This window comes from Marinobacter sp. CHS3-4 (assembly GCF_030053415.1).
Lineage (GTDB): Bacteria > Pseudomonadota > Gammaproteobacteria > Pseudomonadales > Oleiphilaceae > Marinobacter.
Window position 1 is genome coordinate 551,257 of record NZ_JASGBJ010000002.1, and the last position, 22,438, is coordinate 573,694.

A 22,438-nucleotide genomic window follows, 5' to 3' on the forward strand; every position below is an offset into this window, starting at 1 on the left:
TGTCTAGTAGTCCGAAATTTTAAACCGCCTAAAGTTGTGACCATAAAGCGATAATAATGAACACAACTAGCAAGGTGGACGGAATGAGCTATCAGGCGGAATACAGGCGCTCAATGGACAACCCTGAGGCTTTCTGGAAAGAGAAGGCAGCGGATGTCAGCTGGATTCAGCCACCCACCACTATCTGGCAGTCAACCGACAACGGCCATGGCCAGTGGTTTACCGACGGCATCATCAACACCTCTGACGCAGCGCTGGACGCCAACATTCGTGCCGGACGCGGTGAGCAGACAGCCCTCATTTACGATTCGCCGGTCACCGGCAATCAAAGTGCCTACACCTTTAACGAATTAACACGAGAAGTTGCCGAATTTGCTGGCGCCCTGAAAGATCGCGGCATCAACAAAGGCGACCGGGTGATCATCTACATGCCCATGATTCCCCAGGCGGTCGTGGCCATGCTTGCCTGCGCTCGACTAGGAGCGATTCATTCTGTCGTTTTCGGCGGCTTTGCGGCGCACGAGCTCGCAGTCCGGATTGATGACGCCTCTCCCAAAGCATTGATCACCGCTTCCTGCGGCATAGAAGTTCAAAAGGTCATTGAATACAAACCACTGGTGGACAAAGCCATTCAAGAGGCCAGCCATAAACCTGACTTTTGTGTGATATATCAGCGCCCACAGGTAACCGCAGCCCTGACAGAAGGCCGTGACATCGAATGGAATGCCCTGGTAGAGGGTGCGACACCGGCCAGCCCGGTTCCGTTAGCTGCAACTGATCCGCTTTACATTCTTTATACCTCTGGCACCACCGGAAAACCCAAAGGCGTTGTCAGAGACAACGGCGGTCATGCAGTGGCCATGCGTTACAGCATGAGTCTGGTGTATGACGCCAAACCCGGAGACGTCTTCTGGGCCGCTTCCGACGTAGGCTGGGTGGTTGGTCACAGCTACATCGTGTATGGCCCACTGCTGGCTGGCTGCACGACGGTTCTGTACGAGGGCAAACCTGTAAAGACGCCGGATGCCGGCGCTTTTTGGCGCGTAGTGCAGGATCACGGGGTCAACCTGCTGTTTACGGCACCGACGGCATTCAGGGCGGTGCGGAAGGAAGACCCGGAAGCGGACCTGATGCAACAGTACGATATATCGACCCTGAAACGCCTGTTCCTGGCCGGAGAACGTCTGGACCCGGCTACGTACGACTGGCTGAGGGAGCATACCAACCTACCGGTTCTGGACCATTGGTGGCAGACAGAGACCGGATGGGCGATTTGCTGCAACCCTGTAGGGCTGGAACTGATGGCGACGAAGCCAGGGTCGGCCACCTTCCCTTCCCCCGGCTATAACGTTCAGGTTGTTGATTTCAAAGGATCTCAGATGCCTGCGGGCGAACAGGGGCAAATCGCAGTGAAGCTGCCTCTGCCACCGGGCTGCATGACCACTGTCTGGGGAGATGACAGCCGCTTTGTAAAAACCTATCTGCAACCCATCCCGGGCTTCTACACCTCCGGTGACGGTGGATTTATGGACGAGGACGGCTACCTCTTTGTAATGGGTCGCACGGATGACGTAATAAACGTCGCCGGTCACCGCCTATCCACCGGCGAAATGGAGGAAGTAGTGGCAAGCCATCCGGCCATAGCCGAGTGCTGCGTCGTAGGCATACAGGACAACCTGAAAGGACAGGTCCCGGTGGGACTGGTTCTGATCAAGGACGGCGCCACCATCGACCATGACGAACTTGAGGAAGAGCTGGTGGACATGGTGCGTGAGAAAATCGGCTCGATCGCCTGCTTCCGCAGGGCGCTGGTGGTGCAAAGGTTGCCGAAAACGAGATCCGGAAAAATTCTGCGACGGGTCATTCGTCAAATTGCCGATGGCGAGCCCTTTAACGTGCCAAGCACCATTGATGACCCGGCAATTCTGGATGAATTAAGCGATCAGTTCCGATCCTGAAGATGGCTTATACCAACCCGTTGTTTTTGAAGATTAAAACCTATCAGAAAGTACTAAAAAAAGGCGTTGACGGGCTGGGGTCGCGGTCTATACTGAAAAAACGCTGTGAAAATGCAGCAGTATTGGTCGAATGCGCTTCAACGTCCTGCCCTTGTGCTTCTTGTTGCCCCTTCCTCAGTACTTCCTGAATTTTTGCAGCTGCGGCGGTTCTTCGGAACCACCGACGGTCCCGTGAGGGAAAATTGCAGAAATACAGGAAAGATCAATGTCAGATACCAAAACAGGCCACGTAAAGTGGTTTAACGAGTCCAAAGGCTTTGGTTTCATTGCTCAGGACGGCGGCAGTGACGTTTTCGTTCACTACAGTGCAATCAATGCCAGCGGTTTCCGCACCCTGACCGAAGGTCAGCAGGTGCAGTTTTCCGTGACCCAGGGCCCGAAAGGTCCTCAGGCGGAGAACGTAACGCCGGTCTGATACTGACCAGATGTTATGTGACCCCGCCCTATGCCCCTCACGGGCACAGGGAATGAAAAAGCCGGCTTTTGCCGGCTTTTTTCGTCTCAGACTTCAGCGTGATCCGGCTGTGCAACCCCTGCTTCAATGGCCGCAGCCACCGACGGTTCCGAATCAACAATCTGGGAAATGGCATTGAACAGCGCCTGCAAGGTTGCGGACGTGGTGTCTTCCGCCAGAGCCGCTGCACTGCAATGCTCTCCGCTGACGGTGACACGAATGCAGGCCAGCGCATTGGCGTTAGTGCCCTCGCTCAACGCAAACTCGTCGTAAGCTTCAACAGCAATAGACACATCGAACAATCTCTCGAGTGCCGCCGATACGGCTTCTACGGCTCCCAGCCCATGGCCACTGATTCTGGTTGGGTCATTTTCCGGCCCGATGCTGACCGTTGCATTCACCCCATTATCGTCGCGATGCAGGTCATAGGATCGAAGCTCCCAGGCCTTATCCACTTTCAGGTAACGGGTTTCGAACAGCCGGTGAATGGTCAGTGAATCAATCTCGCCGCCATTGGTCTCTGCTTCACGCTGAACCACCTTGCTGAATTCAATCTGCAGCCAACGTGGCAGGCTGATGTTGTAATCCCGTTCCAGAATGTAGGCGACGCCACCCTTGCCGGACTGACTGTTGATGCGCACCACTTCTTCATAGCGACGCCCCAGATCCCTGGGATCAATCGGCAGGTATGCGACATTCCACTTATCGCCATCGTTGCGCTTCGAGAGGCATTTTCGGATGGCGTCCTGGTGGCTTCCTGAAAACGCGGTGAACACAAGCTCGCCAGCATAAGGATGCCGGGGGTGTGTCGAAATTTCGGTGCATGCCTCCACCACGTCGGTAATTTCTGCCATACCGGACAGATCCACCTGGGGATCAACGCCCTGGGAATACAGGTTCATGGCCATGGTCACCAGGTCCATATTACCGGTGCGCTCGCCATTACCCATCAGGGTTCCTTCGACGCGATCCGCGCCCGCCATCACGGCAAGCTCAGCAGCAGCGACCGCGCAACCGCGGTCATTATGGGTGTGAACGCTGATGGCGATGTGTTCCCGGTAACGAACCTTGTCGCAAATCCACTCGATCTGGTCCGCAAACACATTAGGAGTGGCCATTTCCACGGTCGCCGGCAAATTGATGACCACCGGCTGACCCTGATCCGGGCGCCAGACATCGTTCACCGCATCAACGACTTCTGCAGCATAATCCAGCTCTGTGCCGGTGAAGCTCTCCGGAGAATACTGAAAGGTCCATTCCGTGTCCGGGTACTTCTCAGCAATGGATTTTACCACTCGGGCACCGTTCACCGCGATTTCCTTGACGCCCTCACGGTCCATACCGAAAACCTGCTCCCTCTGAACCGTGGAGGTGGAGTTATAAACGTGAACAATCGCCTTCCTGGCGCCTTCAAGTGCCTTGTAGGTGCGTTCGATCAGTTCCGGACGCGCCTGGGTGAGAACCTGGATGTTCACGTCTTCAGGAATGCGATTCTCTTCGATCAGCTTGCGACAGAAATCAAAGTCCGGCTGACTGGCCGCCGGGAAACCGATCTCAATTTCTTTGAAACCGACTTTTACCAGCAAGTCGAACATTCTCTGCTTCTGGGCAACGGTCATCGGTTTTACCAGCGCCTGATTACCGTCACGCAGGTCCACTGCACACCAACGTGGTGCTTTCTCAATGACCTGATCGGGCCACCGGCGATCTTTCTTGGCGACCGGTTTGAACGGAATGTATTTGCGATGATCGAATGCCATAACGTGTTATCCCTGCTCGAGCGAAAATCGTTTGATCGGATTACTACACAGAGTAACGGCTATGCCGGGGCAAATGATTGCTTTTTTGCCGGCTAAAGGTAATCTATTAGGTATAAATTGCGCCGAACTCAATAACGAAGATATTTTATGCCAGATTCCAAGCAAGCACTGGTCAAGATTGATCGAATCGACCGCAACATCCTGGAACAATTGCAAAAAGATGGCTCACTGACGAATCAGGAGCTGGCTGATAAAGTTGGCCTTTCACCGTCACCCTGCCTGCGAAGGGTTCGCGCTCTGGAAGACGCAGGTATTATCGTCCGTCAGGTCACCATCCTGGACCACAAGAAGCTCGGATTGTCACTGACAGCCATCATTCTGATCGGCATGGACCGACACACCCCGGAGCGCTTTGCCGAATTCGAATCTAAGGTGGCCGATTATCCCGAAGTCCAGGAATGCTATCTGATTACGGGCCAGGACGCCGATTACATGCTGAAGGTGGTCGTGCCGGATATGGACCACTATCACCATTTCCTGCTGAACCGAATTACCCGTATACAGGGAGTCAGCGGGGTACATTCCAGTTTCGTCTTGAGACGCGTGATCGACAGCACTGCCCTGCCGCTGGGCTATCTGACCTGAATGGATTGGTATTGAAACCATGACTTGGCCGTTCGGCTTTCAAAGCGGGACGTTCTTACGGTGCTACCACTGACTGCTTGACCACAACGCGGACCTTTTTAGTTGGGCCTGCCCAATTCGCTATTCGGAAGCAAGGCACGCTTAGGTCGCAAAGCGAACATTCAGACTACGAAGTACGTCTGAGCGCATTCATTCACTCTAGTGTCTCCGCATGCCGCTACTTGCTGCGCCAATCTTCCCTCTTAGATCCTGCTCTTTCCAGGGCGTCGCAGCGACACTGAGGAGTATTGCTCAACATCTCTGATCCAAATTCCGTCTGTCTGAATTTCAATGTACTCCACTAAGTTTGGAAAAAACCTTATATAGAACTCAGAGCTATCGTTCGACCTGATCTGAACCAAACCAGCGAGCTTCGATCTATACTGTTCGCCAGACCGATAGCATTCTTCAAAACATTTGGCCTCAAGAACTTTAAAGAAAATTATTAAAGATGATTCAAAATAACCCATTGGCAATGTCAGATTTGGATAGACGATAGATGTATGAGTTTTCTATATCAAATTGGTTTCTCATCATTATATCTTCGGGTGTTACACATTCAGAGGGCGAAAGCTCTCGTACGTTATGCCGGTCATCTCCGTCTGCGTTAAGAATAAAATTGCCATTGATGTCTCGATACCATTCAAAATAACTAAGCTTCGGATTATCAGAATTTATAGAATAACAGTTCCAATGAAATTCCTTTGCAACGACATCCGAGTCCGGATACAACTCATAAATCCTTTTTTTAGAAAGTCCAGAGGGGTAATAATTAGGACTCCAATCCATTTCAATGAATGTATTTGGCACCCCTTGAACCTCATCCGACAGGGAAATGATATTTTCACTCTGAAAAAAGTTACCGGATGATGAGTCAAAATTTATAATATCGATGAACGCTTTAGTCGTTCCGTCGTTATTGAATTCTTCTAAGAAGATCCTTTTTTGACCGTCGTGGGTGAGTTCCATAAATTCGATTCTTCGTTGCGTAATCCTTTCTTGTTCCCAATAACATTCGAAGAAAAGGATTGGTTCCGTCAAAATAATCTCTTCCCTGCAATTACCGGCTGCGATCAGCAACTCAATTGAACTATATTCCTCCTTATCCCACGATAAAATCGGGACCGAGTCTTTGCTGAAATGAAATGGATCTTTTGAATATATTCGAAGACGGGATTGCTCATAAGCCTGATCTTGGTCTGATCCTGTGTAAGTTATCTCAAAGGTTTTCTCAGTCTTCGCACCGATAAAAGTACCGTTAGATGGGAAATCCACACTGACATTCGGAGATGATTCCATCCATTGATAATCTTTGATAATGGCAATACCCTGATATTCATTGCGCAGTGAAATTGCTTTGGTGGCACTCGTTTGCCCCTCCTCACAACAGAATATAGAGATTGGAGTAGAGGATTCTATTCTTTTCTCGCTCTCAATGTAGTCGTACGCAACGGGTACATCATCAACGTATGGAACAACATGAGGGAAAAGTCCGAATATTTGATTACGCAGGATATAGAGTTTCTCTGCACCCTCTGAATCAATGACAAGCAGTTCGCTTTTATATTCTTTGAATTCATCGAAATCAGCTTTGAATTTAATAACAGAGCTTCCGAGCGCAGTTGGATAAATTACTTCTCGCTCCGCACCCGGTTCCAGCTGGAATTCTGCACTCCTGCATGGAATGTCCTCAATTGCCGCTTTTGTGTCAGCAGGTTTTTTGCAGTAAACGGTAAAGTTAACTAGCCCGTTTGTGCCAGGACCTCCATCAAAATAAAAAGCATTACACTTGATAACGCCTTTTTCGTAAGCATCTGCATTGTTTTCGGCGGTCTCAACGCAGTCGCCCTGGTAATCGTCAGTCCATTTCGTTACCGAGGTTGAACGCTCTTCAAGGGTTTCGGTAGTCAAATATTCCGAGCTAACCCCCCAAAAAACCGCCTGAGTCATATTAATCTCAGTGTCGAGACGGTTAACCAAGTTCCATACATGTGAAGCCTCAGACTTCCTGACTTCCGGATAATATGACGCGATATCTACCAAATCCGACACGACCTCAGCCGCTGTCCAAAGAGCACCCAATACACCCGCTTTTTTCTTGATGATGTCTTTTGTTTTCGACCAAGAGCATTCCTCGGTTACCGAGGGACTGTCCGACGATTTGTACAGTTCGAAAATCAAAGACGAAATCTTCACCGGGTTATTTCCAGTGGAAAGCTCGTCTTTAAGAGGTTCTGACGCAAGGTAGTAAAAGTAATCTTGGCTATAGGTGGCTCGAAAACAATCGGGATCTATCCCGCTTAACGAGAGCGCGGGCGCAAAGATGACATCAATGATTGACGCAAAGTTTGCGAATCGATATGCAGAAAGGGCCAAGCCCGTTGTTGGTACTTTTTCCTTTCCAGGCCCGTAGGTGTAGAGCCGCGTTTCTGAGGTTGTCTCATCGGTAATTTCAATCGGCAGCTTTTTCAGCACGCTTGAACCGGGGAGAGCAAAATTTCCGCCGCCCACAAAGACCGCTTTAAAACCAAGCGAGAGGGGATTGAATTCCGAATTGATTAAAGCTGGATCTTGTTCGGCTACGATAGCAACGACAGTTCGGCTGTCTGTGTTTGAGATTTCCAGGTCAAAGGTTGAATTGTTCACCTCCTGAGGCGATACGAGGAGCCCATCCTTAGAAAACTGTCTTTTTTGGGAGGGTGGAATGGCAACATCTTCTTCCCCATCGACAACAATGTAAGTTGGTTTGACAACATCGGAATCCTGATTGCTAGGAAAGGACACTGATTTAGTCCTATCCTTCGTCGCCCCGCTAGACGCCGCAGTAATTATATCGCTGGTGAGAATGGCGCTAATCGCCTCCGCCAGAATAACGGTAAAGGAGTCGTCACTGAGCTCTCCCCACCCCGGCGTCGAGGAAATAAATTCCACCAGTGCACCCACTTCTTCAAGTTCAAAAATTTTGGCAACTGTTAATGTATTATCGAGATCCAATGCATTCCCTAATCCCGGGACCTGGCTCAAGAAAAACATAACAGTCGTTTCGGCATTGACCTTCACAGTGCTGGCGCCGGGTTTCAGAAGCGTCATAAAAACGATTCGCCCAGACGCATCAAATGCTGTCAGCAGTTGATCGGCTTCACCTGAGTTTTTTGGAATTTCAATGGGGTCGCCCGTGTATTCAATATCCTTAAATGCCGGCGACTCCAATAAGGAGACAGGCGCAGCACCTTCACCAATTGATACAGAGACCGGTTGGCTTTTTTTTGTAGCGCCTGCATTTGGATCGTCGTTTCCACCGCCTCCACCACCGCAAGCCGCGAGAATCAGGATTAAAACGGTAATCAAAAAAAGCTTGAGAGCGGAAAAAGTTCGCACGTGAGTCCCTTCTATGCTGAGAGCTAGTGTCAATCTGGACAATTAATAGGCAATTCAGGGGCCATCGATAGGAAAACTTTGTGGCAACAGGTTAGTTAAAGCTCTTTTATTAATTGGAGACCGCCCAAACTGTAAAGTGACTCGACGGTAAGCCTCTGATTGCTCACCATAAAAGCGTGATCTATGTCACACTTCGTATTGGAGTGAACCCCTCGAGTTAGAATGTTCGCTTTTGTTTAAAAGCTTGCATCTATACTGCTGCCCTCGTCACTACTATTCTTTGGGTGGAGCTACCCAGGTTTAGGCGCCTTTCATTGGCTCCCCCCTTCGCGGTAAAAAGCTCCGCTTTCCAGTGAAGCTGGCCCAAGTTGGTTGAGGTAAAAGGGTGCCTTAAATTAAGTTACCGTTGCCTCGGCAAGGCGTAGCTGCCAGTCACGTGGGCGACCAACACTTCTTCGCCATCAGCCTCGCCCGGCGAAAGCAGCCGAACCTCACAAAAGGCAATACGACGACCGCGGCGCAACACAGTGGCCTCGGCGATCAGGTCTGCCGGCGCCGGCTTTTCCAGGAAGTTGATGGACAGGTTACTGGTGACCGCCATCTCTACCTGACCAATAGACGCCATCACCGCGGCATACATGGCGGCGTCGGCCAGCGCCATCTGCACAGGCCCTGACAACGTTCCACCCGGCCGAATCAAACGTTCGGAAAAGACCAGCCTTGCCCGCGCAAAACCGGGGCCTGCTTCATCGACGGTGAAGCCGATGTCTTCCGCCATGGGTACGCCCGCCCGTATTACTTCGCCCAGCTGTTCGGCCGTCAAACTCATCAACCTGCCTCCGTCTGTACCTTGCCCCAATCGCTCCGTACAATAGCGAGCACCCTTTAATAATGAAAGCATTCCGAATTTCCAACTACTGCCAACGGATCACAACATGCAAGCAAGCCGTTTCCTGATTGCCACTCAAAAAGAGACTCCCGCTGACGCCGAAATCATCAGCCATCAGATGATGCTTCGGGCCGGCATGATTCGAAAGCTGGCCTCTGGTCTTTATACCTGGCTGCCAATGGGATTGAGGGTATTGAGGAAGGTTGAGCGCATTGTCCGCGAAGAAATGGACAAAAGCGGCGCTCAGGAAGTGCTGATGCCAGCGGTGCAGCCTTCGGAACTCTGGGAGGAATCCGGTCGCTGGGTACAGTACGGCGATGAACTGCTTCGCCTCAAGGATCGCCATGGCCGTGATTTCTGCTTTGGCCCAACCCACGAAGAAGTGATCACCGATCTGATTCGGAATGAGCTGAAAAGCTACAAACAGCTGCCGGCCAATTTCTATCAGATTCAGACAAAATTCCGCGATGAGCGACGCCCTCGTTTCGGCGTCATGCGTGCGCGGGAATTCATCATGAAAGACGCCTACTCTTTCCATGTGTCGAAAGAATCGCTGAACGAAACCTATCAGGTGATGCATCGCACTTACTGCTCGATCTTTGACCGCCTGGGGCTTGACTACCGGCCGGTAGAGGCCGATTCAGGCGCGATCGGTGGCAGTGCATCACATGAATTCCATGTGCTGGCATCGTCCGGTGAAGACGCCATCGTGTTCAGTACCGAAAGCGATTACGCCGCAAACATTGAAAAAGCCGTGGCACTCCCGCCTCAAGGAGATCGCCCAGCGCCTTCAGAAGACATGCAAGAAGTCGCCACACCGGATCAAAAAACCATTGATGCCGTTTGCAAGCTGTTGAATACACATCCTGCCTCAACGGTCAAAACGCTCCTGGTTAAAGCCGAAGAGGATGAAAACGGAAACAGCGGAATAATCGCCCTGGTGCTTCGCGGCGATCATAGCCTGAACGACATCAAGGCAGAGAATCTAAAGGGCGTGGCCGAGCCGTTGACCATGGCCACCGACGAGGAAATCGAGAAAGCCGTCGGCTGCAAGCCAGGCTCGATCGGCCCGGTGAACCTGCCAATCCCGGTGATCGTGGATCGCAGTGCAGCCCATCTTGGGGATTTTGTCTGTGGTGCCAACAAAGAGGGTTACCACCTCACCGGCGTAAACTGGGAACGGGATGCCCCACTAGACCGCATTGAAGATCTTCGGGATGTTGTAGAAGGCGACGACAGCCCCGATGGCAAGGGCATTCTGGAGATTCGTCGGGGTATTGAAGTGGGCCACATCTTCAAGCTTGGCAACAAATACAGCACGGCCATGAACGCCACAGTGCTGGACGAAAATGGAAAGGCTGCCACCCTGGAAATGGGCTGTTATGGCATTGGTGTCTCTCGCATCGTGGCGGCGTCGATCGAACAGAATCACGATGATAAGGGCATTATCTGGCCAGAGGCCATTGCCCCCTTCGAAGTGGCTATTGTGACGCTGAACGGGCACAAGTCACCGGCTGTCCAGGAAGCTGGCGAACGCCTGTATTCACAGCTGAAACAGGCGGGCTATGACGTATTGCTGGATGACCGCAATGAGCGCCCGGGAGTCAAGTTTGCGGATATCGAACTGATGGGGATTCCGCACCGCTTCGTAGTATCGGATCGCGGCCTTCAGGCAGAAACCCTCGAATACAAAGGCCGCAGAGACGCAGAGAAACAGGACATCGCACTTGACGGAGCCCTGCCTTTCCTGATCAACAAGTCGCCCCGCGGCGGCCTGTAAGCCGGTCTGAAAAGAGCCCGGTGATCAGTCACCGACGATGCCGGGCTCCATTTCAAGCTCAATCCCGAATCGGCTCTGTACGTCCTGGCGAATGCGTGACGCGAGGTTCAGGATATCCTGCCCATTGCCGTCCGAATGATTCACCAGCACGAGTGCCTGGCGGTTGTGGACGCCCACTTTGTCATCCCGATACCCTTTCCAGCCGCACTGATCTATCAACCAGGCTGCCGCCACCTTGGCCACCGAGTCATCCGGGTAACCGGCAATGTCCGGATGGCGTTTTTGCAGCGCTTGCCAGTCTGAGATCGAAATGATCGGATTTTTGAAAAAGCTTCCTACGTTGGGAAGCTGGCTCGGATCGGGTAGCTTTCTGCGACGAACGGCCATCACCGCCTGGGCCACATCCGCAGGCGTTAAATGATCCGTGTCCTGGTCTGAAAAGTATTCAGCCAGGTCACGATAATCCAGCTGTAGCGGCCGTGACCGGGATAGCCTTAGCCGAACGCTCGTAATGACATAGCGCCCGGGGTGGCGCTTGAAAAGACTGTCTCGATAACTGAAATCACACGCCTCATTGGACAATGTGATGCTCTTCCCCGTAGCCCGATCCAGCGCCGTGACATCCACCAGCGTGTCTTTCAGTTCGGCACCATAAGCACCGATATTTTGCACCGGAGCTGCCCCGACAGTACCAGGTATCAGGGCGAGGTTTTCAATCCCCCGGTACCCGGCCTTTGCGGCGTACAGCACGCAATCATGCCAGGATTCACCCGCACCCAGTTCCAGGGTAGCGCCGTCGTTCTCAACCTCATGCCAACGACGACCGAGGATGGACACCTGCAGTACCAGTCCATAGAAATCGCCGGCAAAAACCAGGTTGCTTCCACCACCCAGAACCAGGGTCTTTAAATCTTTGGCGTCTGCCCAGTTCAGCGCGTCGCGTAGATCTTCCAGCGACCGGGCTTGGGAGAAAAACTGCGCGCTTGCCGCAATACCCAGGCTGTTCTTGCTTCGCAGACTCACCCATTCCCGGATCAAGGGGCCACCAGTCAACGCAGCGACTCCCGAAGCTTCGCCAGCAACCCTTCACTGGCTTCATTGATCAGGTCCAGCACCACTTCAAACCCCTGATCACCGCCGTAATACGGATCAGGCACTTCATCGTGGCCTGAGCGGCCGTAACTCAGGAACAGTTCCGGCTTGGCGCCACCGACTCGCTCCCAGACCCTGAGGGTGTCAGAGAGGTTCTGCTTGTCCATCACCAGAACACGATCGAAATCGACCAGATCAGACTCCTGAAATTGCCTGGCTCTTAACTGGCTTATATCAACCCCTCGTTGAGAAGCGGCTTGTTGTGCCCTTGCGTCAGGTGTTTTGCCGACATGCCAGTGACCGGTGCCACAGGAATCAATTCTGATTCGATCAGCCAGACCCGCCTGCTCAACCACCTGACGAAACACCCCCTCAGCCGTGGGTGAACGACAGATATTTCCCAGGCACACGAACAGGACGCTGACAGATTCAGTCATAGGATTCTCCTTGCCTTTCAAAGCTTGCGCGCAGACGGTCCAGATCCTCCTGAGTATCAACCCCGCCCGCCGGCGTGACGCAGGCCTCTTCCACATGGATAAGCGCACCGTTGTATAAAGCTCTCAGCTGTTCAAGAGACTCGGTCACTTCCGTTGGTGCCGCTGGCCATTCCACAAACGACTGCAGCAGGCTGACCCGATAGCCGTAGATGCCAATGTGTCGAAAATAGCGGGTAGACGTCGGCAGAACGATTGATTCGACGGACGGCATCCCCTGCTGCCATTCGTCTCGCCCCCAGGGAATGGGGGCGCGGCTGAAATAGTGCGCCATGCCTCTGGCGTCGCAGACCACTTTGACGACGTTAGGGTTAAACAAAGTGGTCGGATCCGTGATTGCCTCGCTAAGCGTTGCAATGGCGGCATCAGGATAAGCTTCAAGGTTGGCGGCCACCTGATCAATCAGTTGCGGGGGAATCAGTGGCTCGTCGCCCTGAACGTTCACCACGCGATCACGTGACTGGAATTGCAGCTTACGAGCCACCTCCTCGAGTCGATCTGTGCCGCTGGCATGACCAGCAGAGGTCATCACCACTTCCGCCCCGAAAGCCTGACAGGCCGACTCAATACGTTCATCGTCGGTTGCGATAACCACACGGGATGCATGGCTCTCACAGGCACGCTCGTAGACGTGCTGGATCATGGGCTTACCCGCAATATCCGCAAGGGGCTTGCCCGGTAGGCGAGTGGACGCATAGCGAGCTGGTATGACCACGATGTAAGACATAGAAAATTCCGTTAGCGTTTGTCCAGACGCTCATCCGTAGTCAGTGTACGGGCTTCGGCACTGAGCATAACCGGAATACCTTCCCGAATCGGAAAGGCCATGGCGTCCTGATAGCACACCAGTTCGGTGCGCTCGTCGTTCAGTTTCAGGTCTCCCTTGCAGACGGGACACGCCAGCAAAGCCATCAGTTTCTTATCCATAACGTTCTACTGTTCACCTTCTGTCGGTTGCGCTGCAAATGCTCTATTTCAACGGCCCAGCGCACTGATAAAAGCCTTCGAAAATGCCTCTGGCAACTGGGCCTCAACTTCCAGAACCCAGGCATTCTGCAGAGACTGGCCGCGGCATTTTACGGCGTCTTTAGCGGTCATTAGCAACCATTGATGCTGCCCGCACTTCAGATCCTGAGGACGGAACTGGTGATGATCCGGCAGTGCCCGCTCAGTGACCTCTGCGCCGAGAGCTCTTAGTGTATCGAAAAACCGGCCGGGATTGCCGATTCCAGCAACCGCCGTCACGGATTTTCCCTTGAGTTCATCGACGGGCAAACGTTGCCCCGTCGTCAGATTTCTCAAGGATGTCGGTGCCAGTGTCATGCTGTATTGGTGATCGTGTTCGATGTCATCAAGCCAGCCACCATTGGTTACAACGAAATCAACAGACGCCAGGCGATCCGGCAGTTCCCGCAATGGTCCAACAGGTATCAGAGCACCGTTGCCTATGCCACGCTGACCGTCAAAGACGGCAATTTCAAGGTCTCGCGGCAGCCGATAGTGCTGAAGCCCGTCGTCACAAAGAAAGATATTCCCAAGCTCTGTTTCCAGCGACCAGAGAGCTCCCCGTCGCCGGTCTGGATCCACCACAACGGGACAATTGGTCAGCTCTGCCAGCATCACAGGCTCGTCACCCGCTTCATCTGGTGGCGTGTCCTCAGTCACCTGCATGGGATAATGTTCAGATTTACCGCCATAGCCCCGCGTCAGAATGACCGGTTTCCAACCTTGCTCGACAAGCAGTTTTGCCAGCATAGCGGTCAGCGGCGATTTGCCGGTGCCTCCTGCAGTAATGTTCCCCACCACCACAACCGGAACCGTTATCGGAGAATCCTTCGCCTGCCAGGCCTCTCTTCGACGTTTTTCAGCAATGAACCGATATAACCAGGCCAGCGGATACAGCGGCCACAACGGGCGGCTGTTGCTGTACCAGAGGCGATCAATCCAGCCGGTCATCCCTGCTCGCTGAATTGCATCTGGTGAAGCTGAGCGTAGGCACCCCCTTTGGCCAGAAGCTCTTTGTGAGCGCCCGACTCCACGATCTCACCCGCTTCCATCACCAGAATACGATCGGCCTTCTCGATGGTCGACAGACGGTGCGCAATGACCAGCGTGGTTCTACCCTGCATGACCGTTTCCAGTGCCTCCTGGATGTGGCGTTCAGACTCGGTATCCAGAGCCGATGTGGCTTCATCGAGAATCAGAACAGGCGCATCTTTCAAGAGCGCCCGAGCAATGGCCAGTCGCTGACGCTGCCCACCGGATAACATAATCCCGTTGTCGCCGATGACGGTTTGCATTCCGTCAGGCATCCGGTCAATAAATTCCAGCGCGTGCGCCTTTGCCGCTGCCTCGCGAATTTGTTCTTCTGAACATTCACGCAAAACACCATAGGCAATGTTGGCTGCCACCGTGTCGTTAAACAGAACCACATTCTGAGTGACCAGTGCAATTTGGGCTCGGAGCGCTTCCAGCGAGAATTCCGGAAGTGAATGTCCATCCAGACGAATGTCACCTCCGGAGTATTCGTAGAAGCGCGGCAGCAGGCTGACAAGGGTCGACTTGCCACTTCCGGAACGACCCACGAGTGCAACGCTCTGCCCAGGGGGGATGGTCATTGATATGTTCTTCAGCACATCGTCCAGTTCTTCGCCGTAGCGGAAAGACACCTGATCAAACTCGATGCGCCCCTCAACGCGATCAGGCTGATAGGTGCCCTCATCTTTTTCCGGCTGTTCATCCATGGTTGAGAAAACATCGTGCGACGCGGCCACGCCCTTCTGGATCTCAGCGTGAACCGAGGTGACCTGCCGGATGGGCTTGGACATTGTCGACGCCGCCGTGATGAAAGCCACCAGTTCGCCCGTCGTCATGCCACTGCGAATGCCCGGTGACAGCATGGTCCAGACCAGTGACGCAATCGCAAACGCCACAAGTAACTGGATCACCGGCACACTGACGGCCTGAGTTGTCGCCATCTTCAGGCTTTGCTTGAGGTTCTTGTCGTTCATCTCGCGGAAACGTTCCCGCTCATAGTGTTGGCCACCGAACACCCGCACGACGCGATAACCGGTAATGCTTTCGGATGCGACATGGGTGATATCGCCCATGGACGACTGGATACGTTGGCTGATCCTGCGGAATCGGCGACTGGCATAGGTTACAACAGCACCGATCAGCGGGCCGACAACCAGGAAAAGCAGGGTCAGTTTCCAGTTGGTGTAAAACATGAAGCCAAGAAGACCTAGTATGGTCAGCCCTTCCCGGAACATGATCGTGATGGCGTTGCTGGTGGCGGCAGCCACCTGCTCCACGTTGAAGGTCAGCTTGGACACCAGTCGGCCAGAGGCGTTGGCGTCGAAATAGTAGGACGGCAGCTTCAGCAGGCGGTCAAACACGTCCTGACGGAGCGCGTTGATCACGTTTCGACCCACGTAATTGATAAAATACTGGCCCAGAAAGGTGCCCAGACCACGTAAGGCGAACACACCAACAATGGTCAGGGTAAGCAGAATGCGATTTTCGTCGGTCGGGTTCTCCAGGGCGGTGATCACGTACTCCATGGCTGCAGCCATACCCGTGGAGGCACCAGCGTAGATAACATTGCCCAGTACAGACAGCAGAAACGCCACCCAAAACGGCTTTACGTAAGCCAGGAGTCGTTTGTAGGTCTCCCAATTGGAATCAGGGTTCTTCGGCCGGGCAGAGTAGTCCTTCGACTCTGTCACTTGGACTCACCCTGGCGCTCGGTTGTGATGCTCAGTTTGGCGAAACCCAAAGAACCCGCCACATCCATAGCACGCACCACAAATTCATGAGGCGTTCTGGCATCGGCCGTAATGATGAATGGCAAAGAGGTGTCGCTACCCGCCAGTTCTTTTACCGCCCGCTCAAGGGTTTCCCTGCGATTATTGACCAGGGCGCGGTCATTCAGTCGGTACTGACCATCGGAATTGATCACCACGTCAATCAGCTCAGCTTGCTGCTCTGATCGCTCGCCATTGGCTTCGGGCAGCTCAATGTTCAGGTGACTCTCTCTTGTGAAGGTGGTCGACACCATAAAAAAAATCAGCAGCAGGAACACCACGTCGATCAGAGGGGTCAGGTCGACGCCAACTTCCTGGCTTCTCTGGCGCTTGAACTTCACGGTGTTCAGGCTCCTTCCACGTCGATTTCGCGGTCGCCGTGGACCACCTCAACCAGCTTGATGGCTTCCTGTTCCATCCCTACCACCAACTCATCCACGCGGCGGATGAAGTAGCGGTGGCAAATCAGCGCCGGAATCGCAACGCTCAGCCCGGAAGCCGTTGTGATTAATGCCTCGGAAATGCCTCCCGCCAGATTGCCCGCATTGCCAACCCCCGCCAGTTGAATCTCGGCAAAGACCTTGATCATACCGATGACGGTACCCAGAAGGCCTAACAAAGGGGTAATCGTTGCCACAGTGCCAAGCGGGTTCAGGAAGCGTTCGAGATCGTGGATGACCTGGCTGGCTTCATGCTCGATGCTTTCCTTCATGATTTCGCGGCCGTGCTTGGCGTTCATCAGACCGCCTGCCAGTATCCTGCCCAGCGGAGACGACCCTTGCAGCGCTTTGAGCTTTCTGCCATTTAATTCTTTCTTTTTGATCCAGCGCCAGAGCTCATTAATGGTTTGCTGAGGCGCTACCCTCGAGGGCCGGAGCGAATAAAACCGCTCAAGAATGATGGCAAGGGCGAGAATGGAACAGGCAATGATTGGCACCATAAGGATGCCACCCGCTTTCAGAAGCTCGAACACGCTGGGTCTCCCTGATTATTTACAAGCCGCGCGACTATTGTTTGTAAGCGGCGACACTTTAGCATAGCTCTCTATACTCGCTACACCCGCCAGCAAGCAGAAATTGCAGGCTAATCTGCACCAGTGCCCCGACGGATCCAGAACGGCGCCGATGTTCTTGCTTCCTCCACTATCACGTCTTCCAGCCCGAACACTAGACGTATGGCGCCCGAAGAAGCTGTATTAAACACCCTGCTGCCACTGGCTTCGTAGCGGCTTACAATCTCTGGATGCGGATGGCCGTACCGGTGCCTGTAGCCAGCGCTGAAAACCACCGTGTCAGGCTGCAATGCATCCACCCAGTACCGGGAAGACGATGTTTTACTACCATGATGGGGCGCAAGGACCACCAAATGGCTGCTTCTGATCGCCTCCAATTCGCCCTGTTCATCAAGAAAGGCCCGCTCGGCCTGTTCACTGATGTCGCCACTCAGAATCAGCGTCTGACGACCTTGATTGAATGACAAGGTTAGTACACAGGACGCGTCATTGCCTTGCGCGCCTTCCACGGAACGCCAGTAAGAAAAAGACCGTTGTGAAATCCTGGAAGACTCACAGAATTCAACCCGACCACCAAGCTCTGAATCCAACCTTTTCCGCAGCCTTTCCGGTTCGCCGCTGATAATCCGGCCCACTGAAACGTGCTCGTGCAGCTGCGGAATGCCGCCCGAGTGGTCATTATCAGCATGGCTGATGACCAGGGTATCAATGTGTTCAATGCCAAGCGCCCGAAGATTCGGTACCACCACCGATTCAACCGCAGAGTATACGCCCTCCAGTTCCGGGCCGGTGTCGTAAAGCAGGGTTCTACCCTCGTGTCGAACCAGCAACGAAAGACCCTGCCCGACATCCCAGACCCACACTTCCGACAGAGTATAGGGATTCTTATTGGCTCCAAGAGGCTGAACCACATATACCGCCGAAAACGTCAGCCAGAAAATCACGACCGTGACCGCCATCAGCCGGAATCCGGTGAAAGGAAGTACCAGTGCCAGAACGATAACGACTGCGGCAGGGATCAATTGACTCATTGGCGGCATCAAGAGCGGAAGTTCAATCGTTGATATTCCCTGAAGAAACCACCAGAAGCCGCCCAACAGCATGTCCAGGCCACCGATAGCCAGGTCGCCAATGCCTGGTGCCAACAGCAGAATCACTGCGCACGCGAAGATCGCAGGCATCACCAGAAGTGAAACCAGAGGAATGGCAATAAGGTTTGCGACAAATCCGATTGCTGGCTGTCCCTGGTCCAGAAAAGCCAGAATAGGCCAGAGTGCAGCGAATATCGCCACTTGCGCCAGAATCAAGCTCTGCCACCAGGGTTTCTGACCAAGAAGCCCGCTGAACACCAGGGTCAGCACCGCCACGGCACCAAACGATAACCAGAAACCCTGGTCCAGAGGAGACAGTGGATCGAGCAGTAACACCAGAAAAAAGGCGATCAGTACCGCATCAAACGGCTGACTTTTACGGGCAGAAAGCACCCACCAACAAGCGACCATAACCATGAGAAGCGCACGCCGGGTAGGAACGGAAAAACCCGCCGCCAATGCATAAATTAACGTAACTGAACACACCATTGCGAAAGTGATTACCCGCAGGCGCGCGGGGGAAAGCCAGGGTTCCGGCGCCCAGATCAGCAGCCGCCGAATCAGAAATCCCGCAGCAATGGCGACCAGACCCAGGTGAAGACCGGATATCGCGACCAGATGAATGGTGCCCGTTGCCTTCAGGACCTGCCAGTGATGAGCCTCAAGGTCACCCCGGTAGCCCAACATCAGAGAGGCAATCAGCGGCGCCGACTCTGCATTTCCCAAATGAGCTTTCAGGCCGTCGACCAGTGTTCCACGCCACCGATGATAATGGCAGGTGATGCCACACGGCACTGAGAGATCTGGCTCGACAGCCCGAATGGTCCCGGTTGCTCCGTAGCCCTGACGGAACAGCCAGGATTCGTAACGAAATCCGCGGGGATTAACCGCACCGTGGGGACGCTTCAGAACAACGGTCAGTCGCAACTGCGGCGGCAAATCTCTGCGAGCGTCTTCGCCGTACCAGGACAGTCGCAGTCGAGAAGGGAGATTTTCCGCGTCAAGGTGGTGCCATTGAGACACACAGAATGGAAACCTGACACTGCCAAAACTTCCGGGCTCGGGCACTCCACACAGGGTGCCTGAGACACTCACTATTTTGCCTTCCATTGATTGGGGCAGGCGCTCCGCGAGTTGCGTTTTGGCTTGCCAGATCGACCAGGCAAAGCCGGCCAGGAAAGCAGCAATCATTACGCAAAGAAAAGTGCCCGGAAGTTTTCGACCGGAGATTCTTCCATACAGGGGTGGCAAAAAGGCCAACGCTGTCACTAAGATAACCCAGTGCAGAGGTGGCAAAGCCGTCTGGCCATACAGTAAGATAACGCCGCTACCAAAGCAGGCGAGGCCAACCCTGGCCACTAAACTTCCGGACAATCCTTGTCCCCTTAATTGTCGACAGAACTTCCCTATGCCAAAGAAGTTCATGAAACGGTATTTACCGACGCCCGAGCGAGTGAGAGCGATCCAATCGCTGCACTTTCTGGGCGATGTTCTTCATGAACCGAACCTCTGGCACATCAATCGCCACTGTGTGGCACGCGCCTTTCTGATCGGTATCTTTTTTACGTTTATCCCAATGCCGTTTCAGATGATCGCTGCCGCGTTCTGTGCTATCTGGTTCAACGCTAACCTACCGTTATCTGTCGTATTGGTGTGGATCAGCAATCCCATCACCATGCCGCCCATGTTTTACTTCAACTATAAGATCGGCGCCATGATACTGGATCGACCGGTGCTTGATTTTGAGTTCAATCTTTCATGGAGCTGGATCAGCGAACGCTTGATGGATATCGGCATCCCGCTCTATCTGGGTTCACTTCTGGTGGCGACCATTGCAGCGTGCTCGTCCTATCTGATCATTCAGTACCTTTGGCGACGCAAAGTCAGAAAGGACTGGCAAGAACGTAAACAGACAAGGCAGCCGATTGATCAGGACTCCTGATGCAGCTGCCCCTGCTCCAGCCGGAGCACACGACCCAGGCTGCGAGCCATGGCCATGTCATGAGTCACCAGAACGAATGCGATACCAATCTGATCACGCAGCGTTTCTATCAGCGCCTGAACACCCTGCCCGGTCTGCTCGTCAAGATTACCAGTCGGCTCATCCATTAAGACGCAATCCGGCTCGTTGACCAGCGCCCGAGCAATAGCCACGCGCTGGCGCTCTCCGCCTGACAGTTCGCCGGGTTTGTGCTGCAGGCGACTGGCCAGCCCGACCCGATCAAGCATGCTGGATGCGCGCTCTGTAGCCTGTTTCACCGACTGCCCAGAAAGCGTTCCCGGCAGCATGACGTTCTCAAGTGCCGAGAATTCAGGCAGCAGATGGTGAAACTGGTACACAAAGCCCAGATGGTGATTCCTGAACCTGGCTCTGGCAGCTTCACTCAGCCGATGTATGTCCTGGCCACAGATTGATATATGACCGGACGAAGGCCGGTCAAGCCCGCCCAACAGGTTCAGCAAAGTAGTTTTTCCGGCACCGCTGCTACCAACAATACCGATGGTCTCGCCGGCAGCCACCTTGAGGGAGATATCGGAGAAAATCGTCAGCTCGCTCGGCCCTTCACTGTAAGTTCGGGTCACTTTTTCGCAGTCGATAACCATCGACTGCTCGGCACCGACTATTGCTTTATCACTCATATCGAAGGGCCTCCGCCGGATCAACCCGCGACGCACGCCAGGCCGGATAGATGGTTGCCAGTAGACTCATCGCGAGGCCGGCACCGCTGATGATGTACACGTCCTGCCAAAGCAGCTGAGACGGCAGATAGCTGATGAAATAGACATCCGAGCTCAGGAACTGGTGCCCGATCACGGCTTCCAACCAGGCGATGAATGCACTGATGTTATAGGCGCCAAGAATACCCAGTGCGGTGCCGACAATCGTACCCGTCAGGCCGATCACTGCGCCCTGGACAATGAAAATTCGCATGATCCGGCCCGGAGTTGCGCCCATGGTTCGCAGAATGGCGATGTCAGCGGTTTTGTCGGTGACCACCATAACCAGCGTTGAAACGATATTGAAAGCCGCCACCGCCACGATAAACATCAGTAACAGGCCGATCATGGTCTTTTCCATCCGAATGGCCTGGAACAAGTTGCCGTGAGTTCGAGTCCAGTCGGAAATGTAGTGGCGCCCGGACAGTTGTCCAGCCACTTCTTCCGCCACTTTGGGCGCCTTGAAAAGGTCGTCAACCAGAAGCCGGACGCCCTGAGCCTTGCCCGCCGTGCGCATCAGCTTTGACGCGTCGTCCATGTGAATGAGGGTGTAATTGCCATCCAGTTCCGCTCCGACGCTGAAAACCCCTCGAACCGTAAACCGTTTCAAACGCGGAAGCACGCCAGCCGGAGTAACGGATGCCTCTGGAAGAACGACGGTGACTTTGTCTCCCAAGCCCAGCCGTAGGCTGGCGGCCATTTGTTTGCCGATAATGATGCCGAAATCACCGGATTTCAGATCCTCCAGCCCACCGGAAATCATGTGGTTTTCAATGATGGAGACGGTGCGTTCCTGATCCGGCAGAACGCCGTTAAGCACCACGCCACGCACGTTGCCTCCACCGGTTACCATGCCCTGCCCCTGTATAAACGGGGCCGCAGCCAGAACCGAAGGATGGGTCTCTACTTCGCGATCAACCGATTCCCAGTCGGTAAGATCCGGATTGCCCTGAATCACTGCATGAGGAACCATGCCCAGGATGCGTTGTTTAAGCTCACGATCGAATCCATTCATTACTGAAAGGACGATAATCAATACCGCCACACCCAGCATCAGGCCGATCATTGAAGTCAGAGATATGAAAGAAATAAAGTGGTTACGTCGCTTGGCAGCGGTGTACCGCAAGCCGATGTATAGTGATAGGGGTCTGAACATTGGGAGGAGCCTGTCGCTGCCTTCTGGTGCTTCGAATTCCCTGCCGTCTACGGTCGGGCAGGAAGCTGCTAAACTACTACTATGAAACAAAAATAATGCGCTATGG

The 22,438-nt window shown here is 53.6% G+C and carries 19 protein-coding genes; 5 read left to right on the plus strand and 14 right to left on the minus strand.

Features of this window, described 5'->3' with window-relative positions; translation table 11 throughout:
• Positions 1 to 56 precede the first annotated feature (56 nt).
• Both QLQ17_RS10490 and QLQ17_RS10495 read left to right on the plus strand, forming a co-directional pair.
• Complete coding sequence (locus QLQ17_RS10490) at positions 57 to 1,958, plus strand: propionyl-CoA synthetase (RefSeq protein ID WP_283209530.1); 1,902 nt, start codon at positions 57 to 59, stop codon at positions 1,956 to 1,958.
• Positions 1,959 to 2,223: 265 nt separating this feature from the next.
• Positions 2,224 to 2,433 carry a cold-shock protein gene (locus QLQ17_RS10495; RefSeq protein ID WP_283209531.1) on the plus strand — a complete coding sequence of 70 codons (210 nt, stop codon included), beginning with the start codon at positions 2,224 to 2,226 and terminating at the stop codon, positions 2,431 to 2,433.
• An 86-nt stretch (positions 2,434 to 2,519) separates the two neighbouring features.
• On the opposite strand, the gene leuA is transcribed toward QLQ17_RS10495, so the two are convergent.
• On the minus strand, positions 2,520 to 4,232 hold the full coding sequence (leuA, locus tag QLQ17_RS10500; protein WP_283209532.1) for a 2-isopropylmalate synthase: 1,713 nt from the start codon (positions 4,230 to 4,232) through the stop codon (positions 2,520 to 2,522).
• Between the two features lie 147 nt (positions 4,233 to 4,379).
• On the opposite strand from leuA, the gene QLQ17_RS10505 reads away from it, so the two are divergent.
• Positions 4,380 to 4,877 (plus strand): Lrp/AsnC family transcriptional regulator, encoded by a 498-nt coding sequence (locus QLQ17_RS10505; protein ID WP_283209533.1) that lies wholly within the window; start codon positions 4,380 to 4,382, stop codon positions 4,875 to 4,877.
• 495 nt (positions 4,878 to 5,372) lie between these two features.
• On the opposite strand, the gene QLQ17_RS10510 is transcribed toward QLQ17_RS10505, so the two are convergent.
• The gene (locus QLQ17_RS10510) at positions 5,373 to 8,294 is read right to left on the minus strand and encodes a hypothetical protein (RefSeq protein WP_283209534.1); all 2,922 of its coding nucleotides are present in this window, start codon (positions 8,292 to 8,294) and stop codon (positions 5,373 to 5,375) included.
• A gap of 400 nt (positions 8,295 to 8,694) precedes the next feature.
• Positions 8,695 to 9,117, minus strand: a complete 423-nt coding sequence (locus QLQ17_RS10515) for a PaaI family thioesterase (protein ID WP_283210150.1) — start codon at positions 9,115 to 9,117, stop codon at positions 8,695 to 8,697.
• A 112-nt stretch (positions 9,118 to 9,229) separates the two neighbouring features.
• Between QLQ17_RS10515 and QLQ17_RS10520 the strand changes: the two genes are divergently transcribed.
• Complete coding sequence (locus QLQ17_RS10520) at positions 9,230 to 10,963, plus strand: proline--tRNA ligase (protein WP_283209535.1); 1,734 nt, start codon at positions 9,230 to 9,232, stop codon at positions 10,961 to 10,963.
• Between the two features lie 24 nt (positions 10,964 to 10,987).
• Here QLQ17_RS10520 and murB read toward each other — a convergent pair whose 3' ends face one another.
• From murB to QLQ17_RS10565, 9 genes are all read right to left on the minus strand, one after another.
• Positions 10,988 to 12,016, minus strand: a complete 1,029-nt coding sequence (murB, locus tag QLQ17_RS10525) for a UDP-N-acetylmuramate dehydrogenase (RefSeq protein WP_283209536.1) — start codon at positions 12,014 to 12,016, stop codon at positions 10,988 to 10,990.
• Positions 12,013 to 12,492: a low molecular weight protein-tyrosine-phosphatase gene (locus QLQ17_RS10530; protein WP_283209537.1), complete on the minus strand. Its 480-nt coding sequence runs from the start codon at positions 12,490 to 12,492 to the stop codon at positions 12,013 to 12,015. The genes murB and QLQ17_RS10530 overlap by 4 nt, the downstream gene beginning before the upstream one ends.
• Positions 12,485 to 13,276, minus strand: coding sequence for a 3-deoxy-manno-octulosonate cytidylyltransferase (kdsB, locus tag QLQ17_RS10535; RefSeq protein WP_283209538.1), 792 nt, complete (start codon positions 13,274 to 13,276; stop codon positions 12,485 to 12,487). Before kdsB ends, QLQ17_RS10530 begins: the two co-directional genes overlap by 8 nt.
• Positions 13,277 to 13,287: 11 nt before the next feature.
• Positions 13,288 to 13,476: a Trm112 family protein gene (locus tag QLQ17_RS10540; protein WP_283209539.1), complete on the minus strand. Its 189-nt coding sequence runs from the start codon at positions 13,474 to 13,476 to the stop codon at positions 13,288 to 13,290.
• A gap of 48 nt (positions 13,477 to 13,524) precedes the next feature.
• On the minus strand, positions 13,525 to 14,505 hold the full coding sequence (gene lpxK, locus QLQ17_RS10545) for a tetraacyldisaccharide 4'-kinase (protein WP_283209540.1): 981 nt from the start codon (positions 14,503 to 14,505) through the stop codon (positions 13,525 to 13,527).
• Positions 14,502 to 16,277, minus strand: a complete 1,776-nt coding sequence (gene msbA / locus QLQ17_RS10550; RefSeq protein ID WP_283209541.1) for a lipid A export permease/ATP-binding protein MsbA — start codon at positions 16,275 to 16,277, stop codon at positions 14,502 to 14,504. The genes lpxK and msbA overlap by 4 nt, the downstream gene beginning before the upstream one ends.
• Positions 16,274 to 16,696: an ExbD/TolR family protein gene (locus QLQ17_RS10555; RefSeq protein WP_283209542.1), complete on the minus strand. Its 423-nt coding sequence runs from the start codon at positions 16,694 to 16,696 to the stop codon at positions 16,274 to 16,276. The genes msbA and QLQ17_RS10555 overlap by 4 nt, the downstream gene beginning before the upstream one ends.
• A 5-nt stretch (positions 16,697 to 16,701) precedes the next feature.
• A complete protein-coding gene (pocA, locus tag QLQ17_RS10560) occupies positions 16,702 to 17,328 on the minus strand; it encodes a flagellar polar localization protein PocA (protein WP_283209543.1) in 627 nt (208 codons plus the stop codon).
• Positions 17,329 to 17,438: 110 nt separating this feature from the next.
• Positions 17,439 to 19,883: a DNA internalization-related competence protein ComEC/Rec2 gene (locus tag QLQ17_RS10565; protein ID WP_283209544.1), complete on the minus strand. Its 2,445-nt coding sequence runs from the start codon at positions 19,881 to 19,883 to the stop codon at positions 17,439 to 17,441.
• Here QLQ17_RS10565 and QLQ17_RS10570 point away from each other — a divergent pair.
• Positions 19,867 to 20,400 (plus strand): DUF2062 domain-containing protein, encoded by a 534-nt coding sequence (locus QLQ17_RS10570; RefSeq protein WP_283209545.1) that lies wholly within the window; start codon positions 19,867 to 19,869, stop codon positions 20,398 to 20,400. The genes QLQ17_RS10565 and QLQ17_RS10570 overlap by 17 nt on opposite strands.
• On the opposite strand, the gene QLQ17_RS10575 is transcribed toward QLQ17_RS10570, so the two are convergent.
• Together QLQ17_RS10575 and QLQ17_RS10580 are read right to left on the minus strand one after the other, a co-directional pair.
• A complete protein-coding gene (locus QLQ17_RS10575) occupies positions 20,388 to 21,098 on the minus strand; it encodes an ABC transporter ATP-binding protein (RefSeq protein ID WP_283209546.1) in 711 nt (236 codons plus the stop codon). The genes QLQ17_RS10570 and QLQ17_RS10575 overlap by 13 nt on opposite strands.
• On the minus strand, positions 21,091 to 22,332 hold the full coding sequence (locus tag QLQ17_RS10580; protein WP_283209547.1) for a lipoprotein-releasing ABC transporter permease subunit: 1,242 nt from the start codon (positions 22,330 to 22,332) through the stop codon (positions 21,091 to 21,093). Before QLQ17_RS10580 ends, QLQ17_RS10575 begins: the two co-directional genes overlap by 8 nt.
• Between the last annotated feature and the right edge of the window lie 106 nt (positions 22,333 to 22,438).

Excerpts from the sequence above, each read along its gene's own strand:
- QLQ17_RS10490 (WP_283209530.1), top strand. The coding sequence starts at position 57 with ATGAACACAACTAGCAAGGTGGACGGAATGAGCTATCAGGCGGAATAC.
- QLQ17_RS10495 (WP_283209531.1), top strand. The coding sequence starts at position 2,224 with ATGTCAGATACCAAAACAGGCCACGTAAAGTGGTTTAACGAGTCCAAA.
- leuA (WP_283209532.1), bottom strand. The coding sequence starts at position 4,232 with ATGGCATTCGATCATCGCAAATACATTCCGTTCAAACCGGTCGCCAAG.
- QLQ17_RS10505 (WP_283209533.1), top strand. The coding sequence starts at position 4,380 with ATGCCAGATTCCAAGCAAGCACTGGTCAAGATTGATCGAATCGACCGC.
- QLQ17_RS10520 (WP_283209535.1), top strand. The coding sequence starts at position 9,230 with ATGCAAGCAAGCCGTTTCCTGATTGCCACTCAAAAAGAGACTCCCGCT.
- QLQ17_RS10530 (WP_283209537.1), bottom strand. The coding sequence starts at position 12,492 with ATGACTGAATCTGTCAGCGTCCTGTTCGTGTGCCTGGGAAATATCTGT.
- kdsB (WP_283209538.1), bottom strand. The coding sequence starts at position 13,276 with ATGTCTTACATCGTGGTCATACCAGCTCGCTATGCGTCCACTCGCCTA.
- QLQ17_RS10540 (WP_283209539.1), bottom strand. The coding sequence starts at position 13,476 with ATGGATAAGAAACTGATGGCTTTGCTGGCGTGTCCCGTCTGCAAGGGA.
- lpxK (WP_283209540.1), bottom strand. The coding sequence starts at position 14,505 with ATGACCGGCTGGATTGATCGCCTCTGGTACAGCAACAGCCGCCCGTTG.
- QLQ17_RS10570 (WP_283209545.1), top strand. The coding sequence starts at position 19,867 with ATGCCAAAGAAGTTCATGAAACGGTATTTACCGACGCCCGAGCGAGTG.
- QLQ17_RS10565 (WP_283209544.1), bottom strand. The coding sequence starts at position 19,883 with ATGAACTTCTTTGGCATAGGGAAGTTCTGTCGACAATTAAGGGGACAA.
- QLQ17_RS10575 (WP_283209546.1), bottom strand. The coding sequence starts at position 21,098 with ATGAGTGATAAAGCAATAGTCGGTGCCGAGCAGTCGATGGTTATCGAC.
- QLQ17_RS10580 (WP_283209547.1), bottom strand. The coding sequence starts at position 22,332 with ATGTTCAGACCCCTATCACTATACATCGGCTTGCGGTACACCGCTGCC.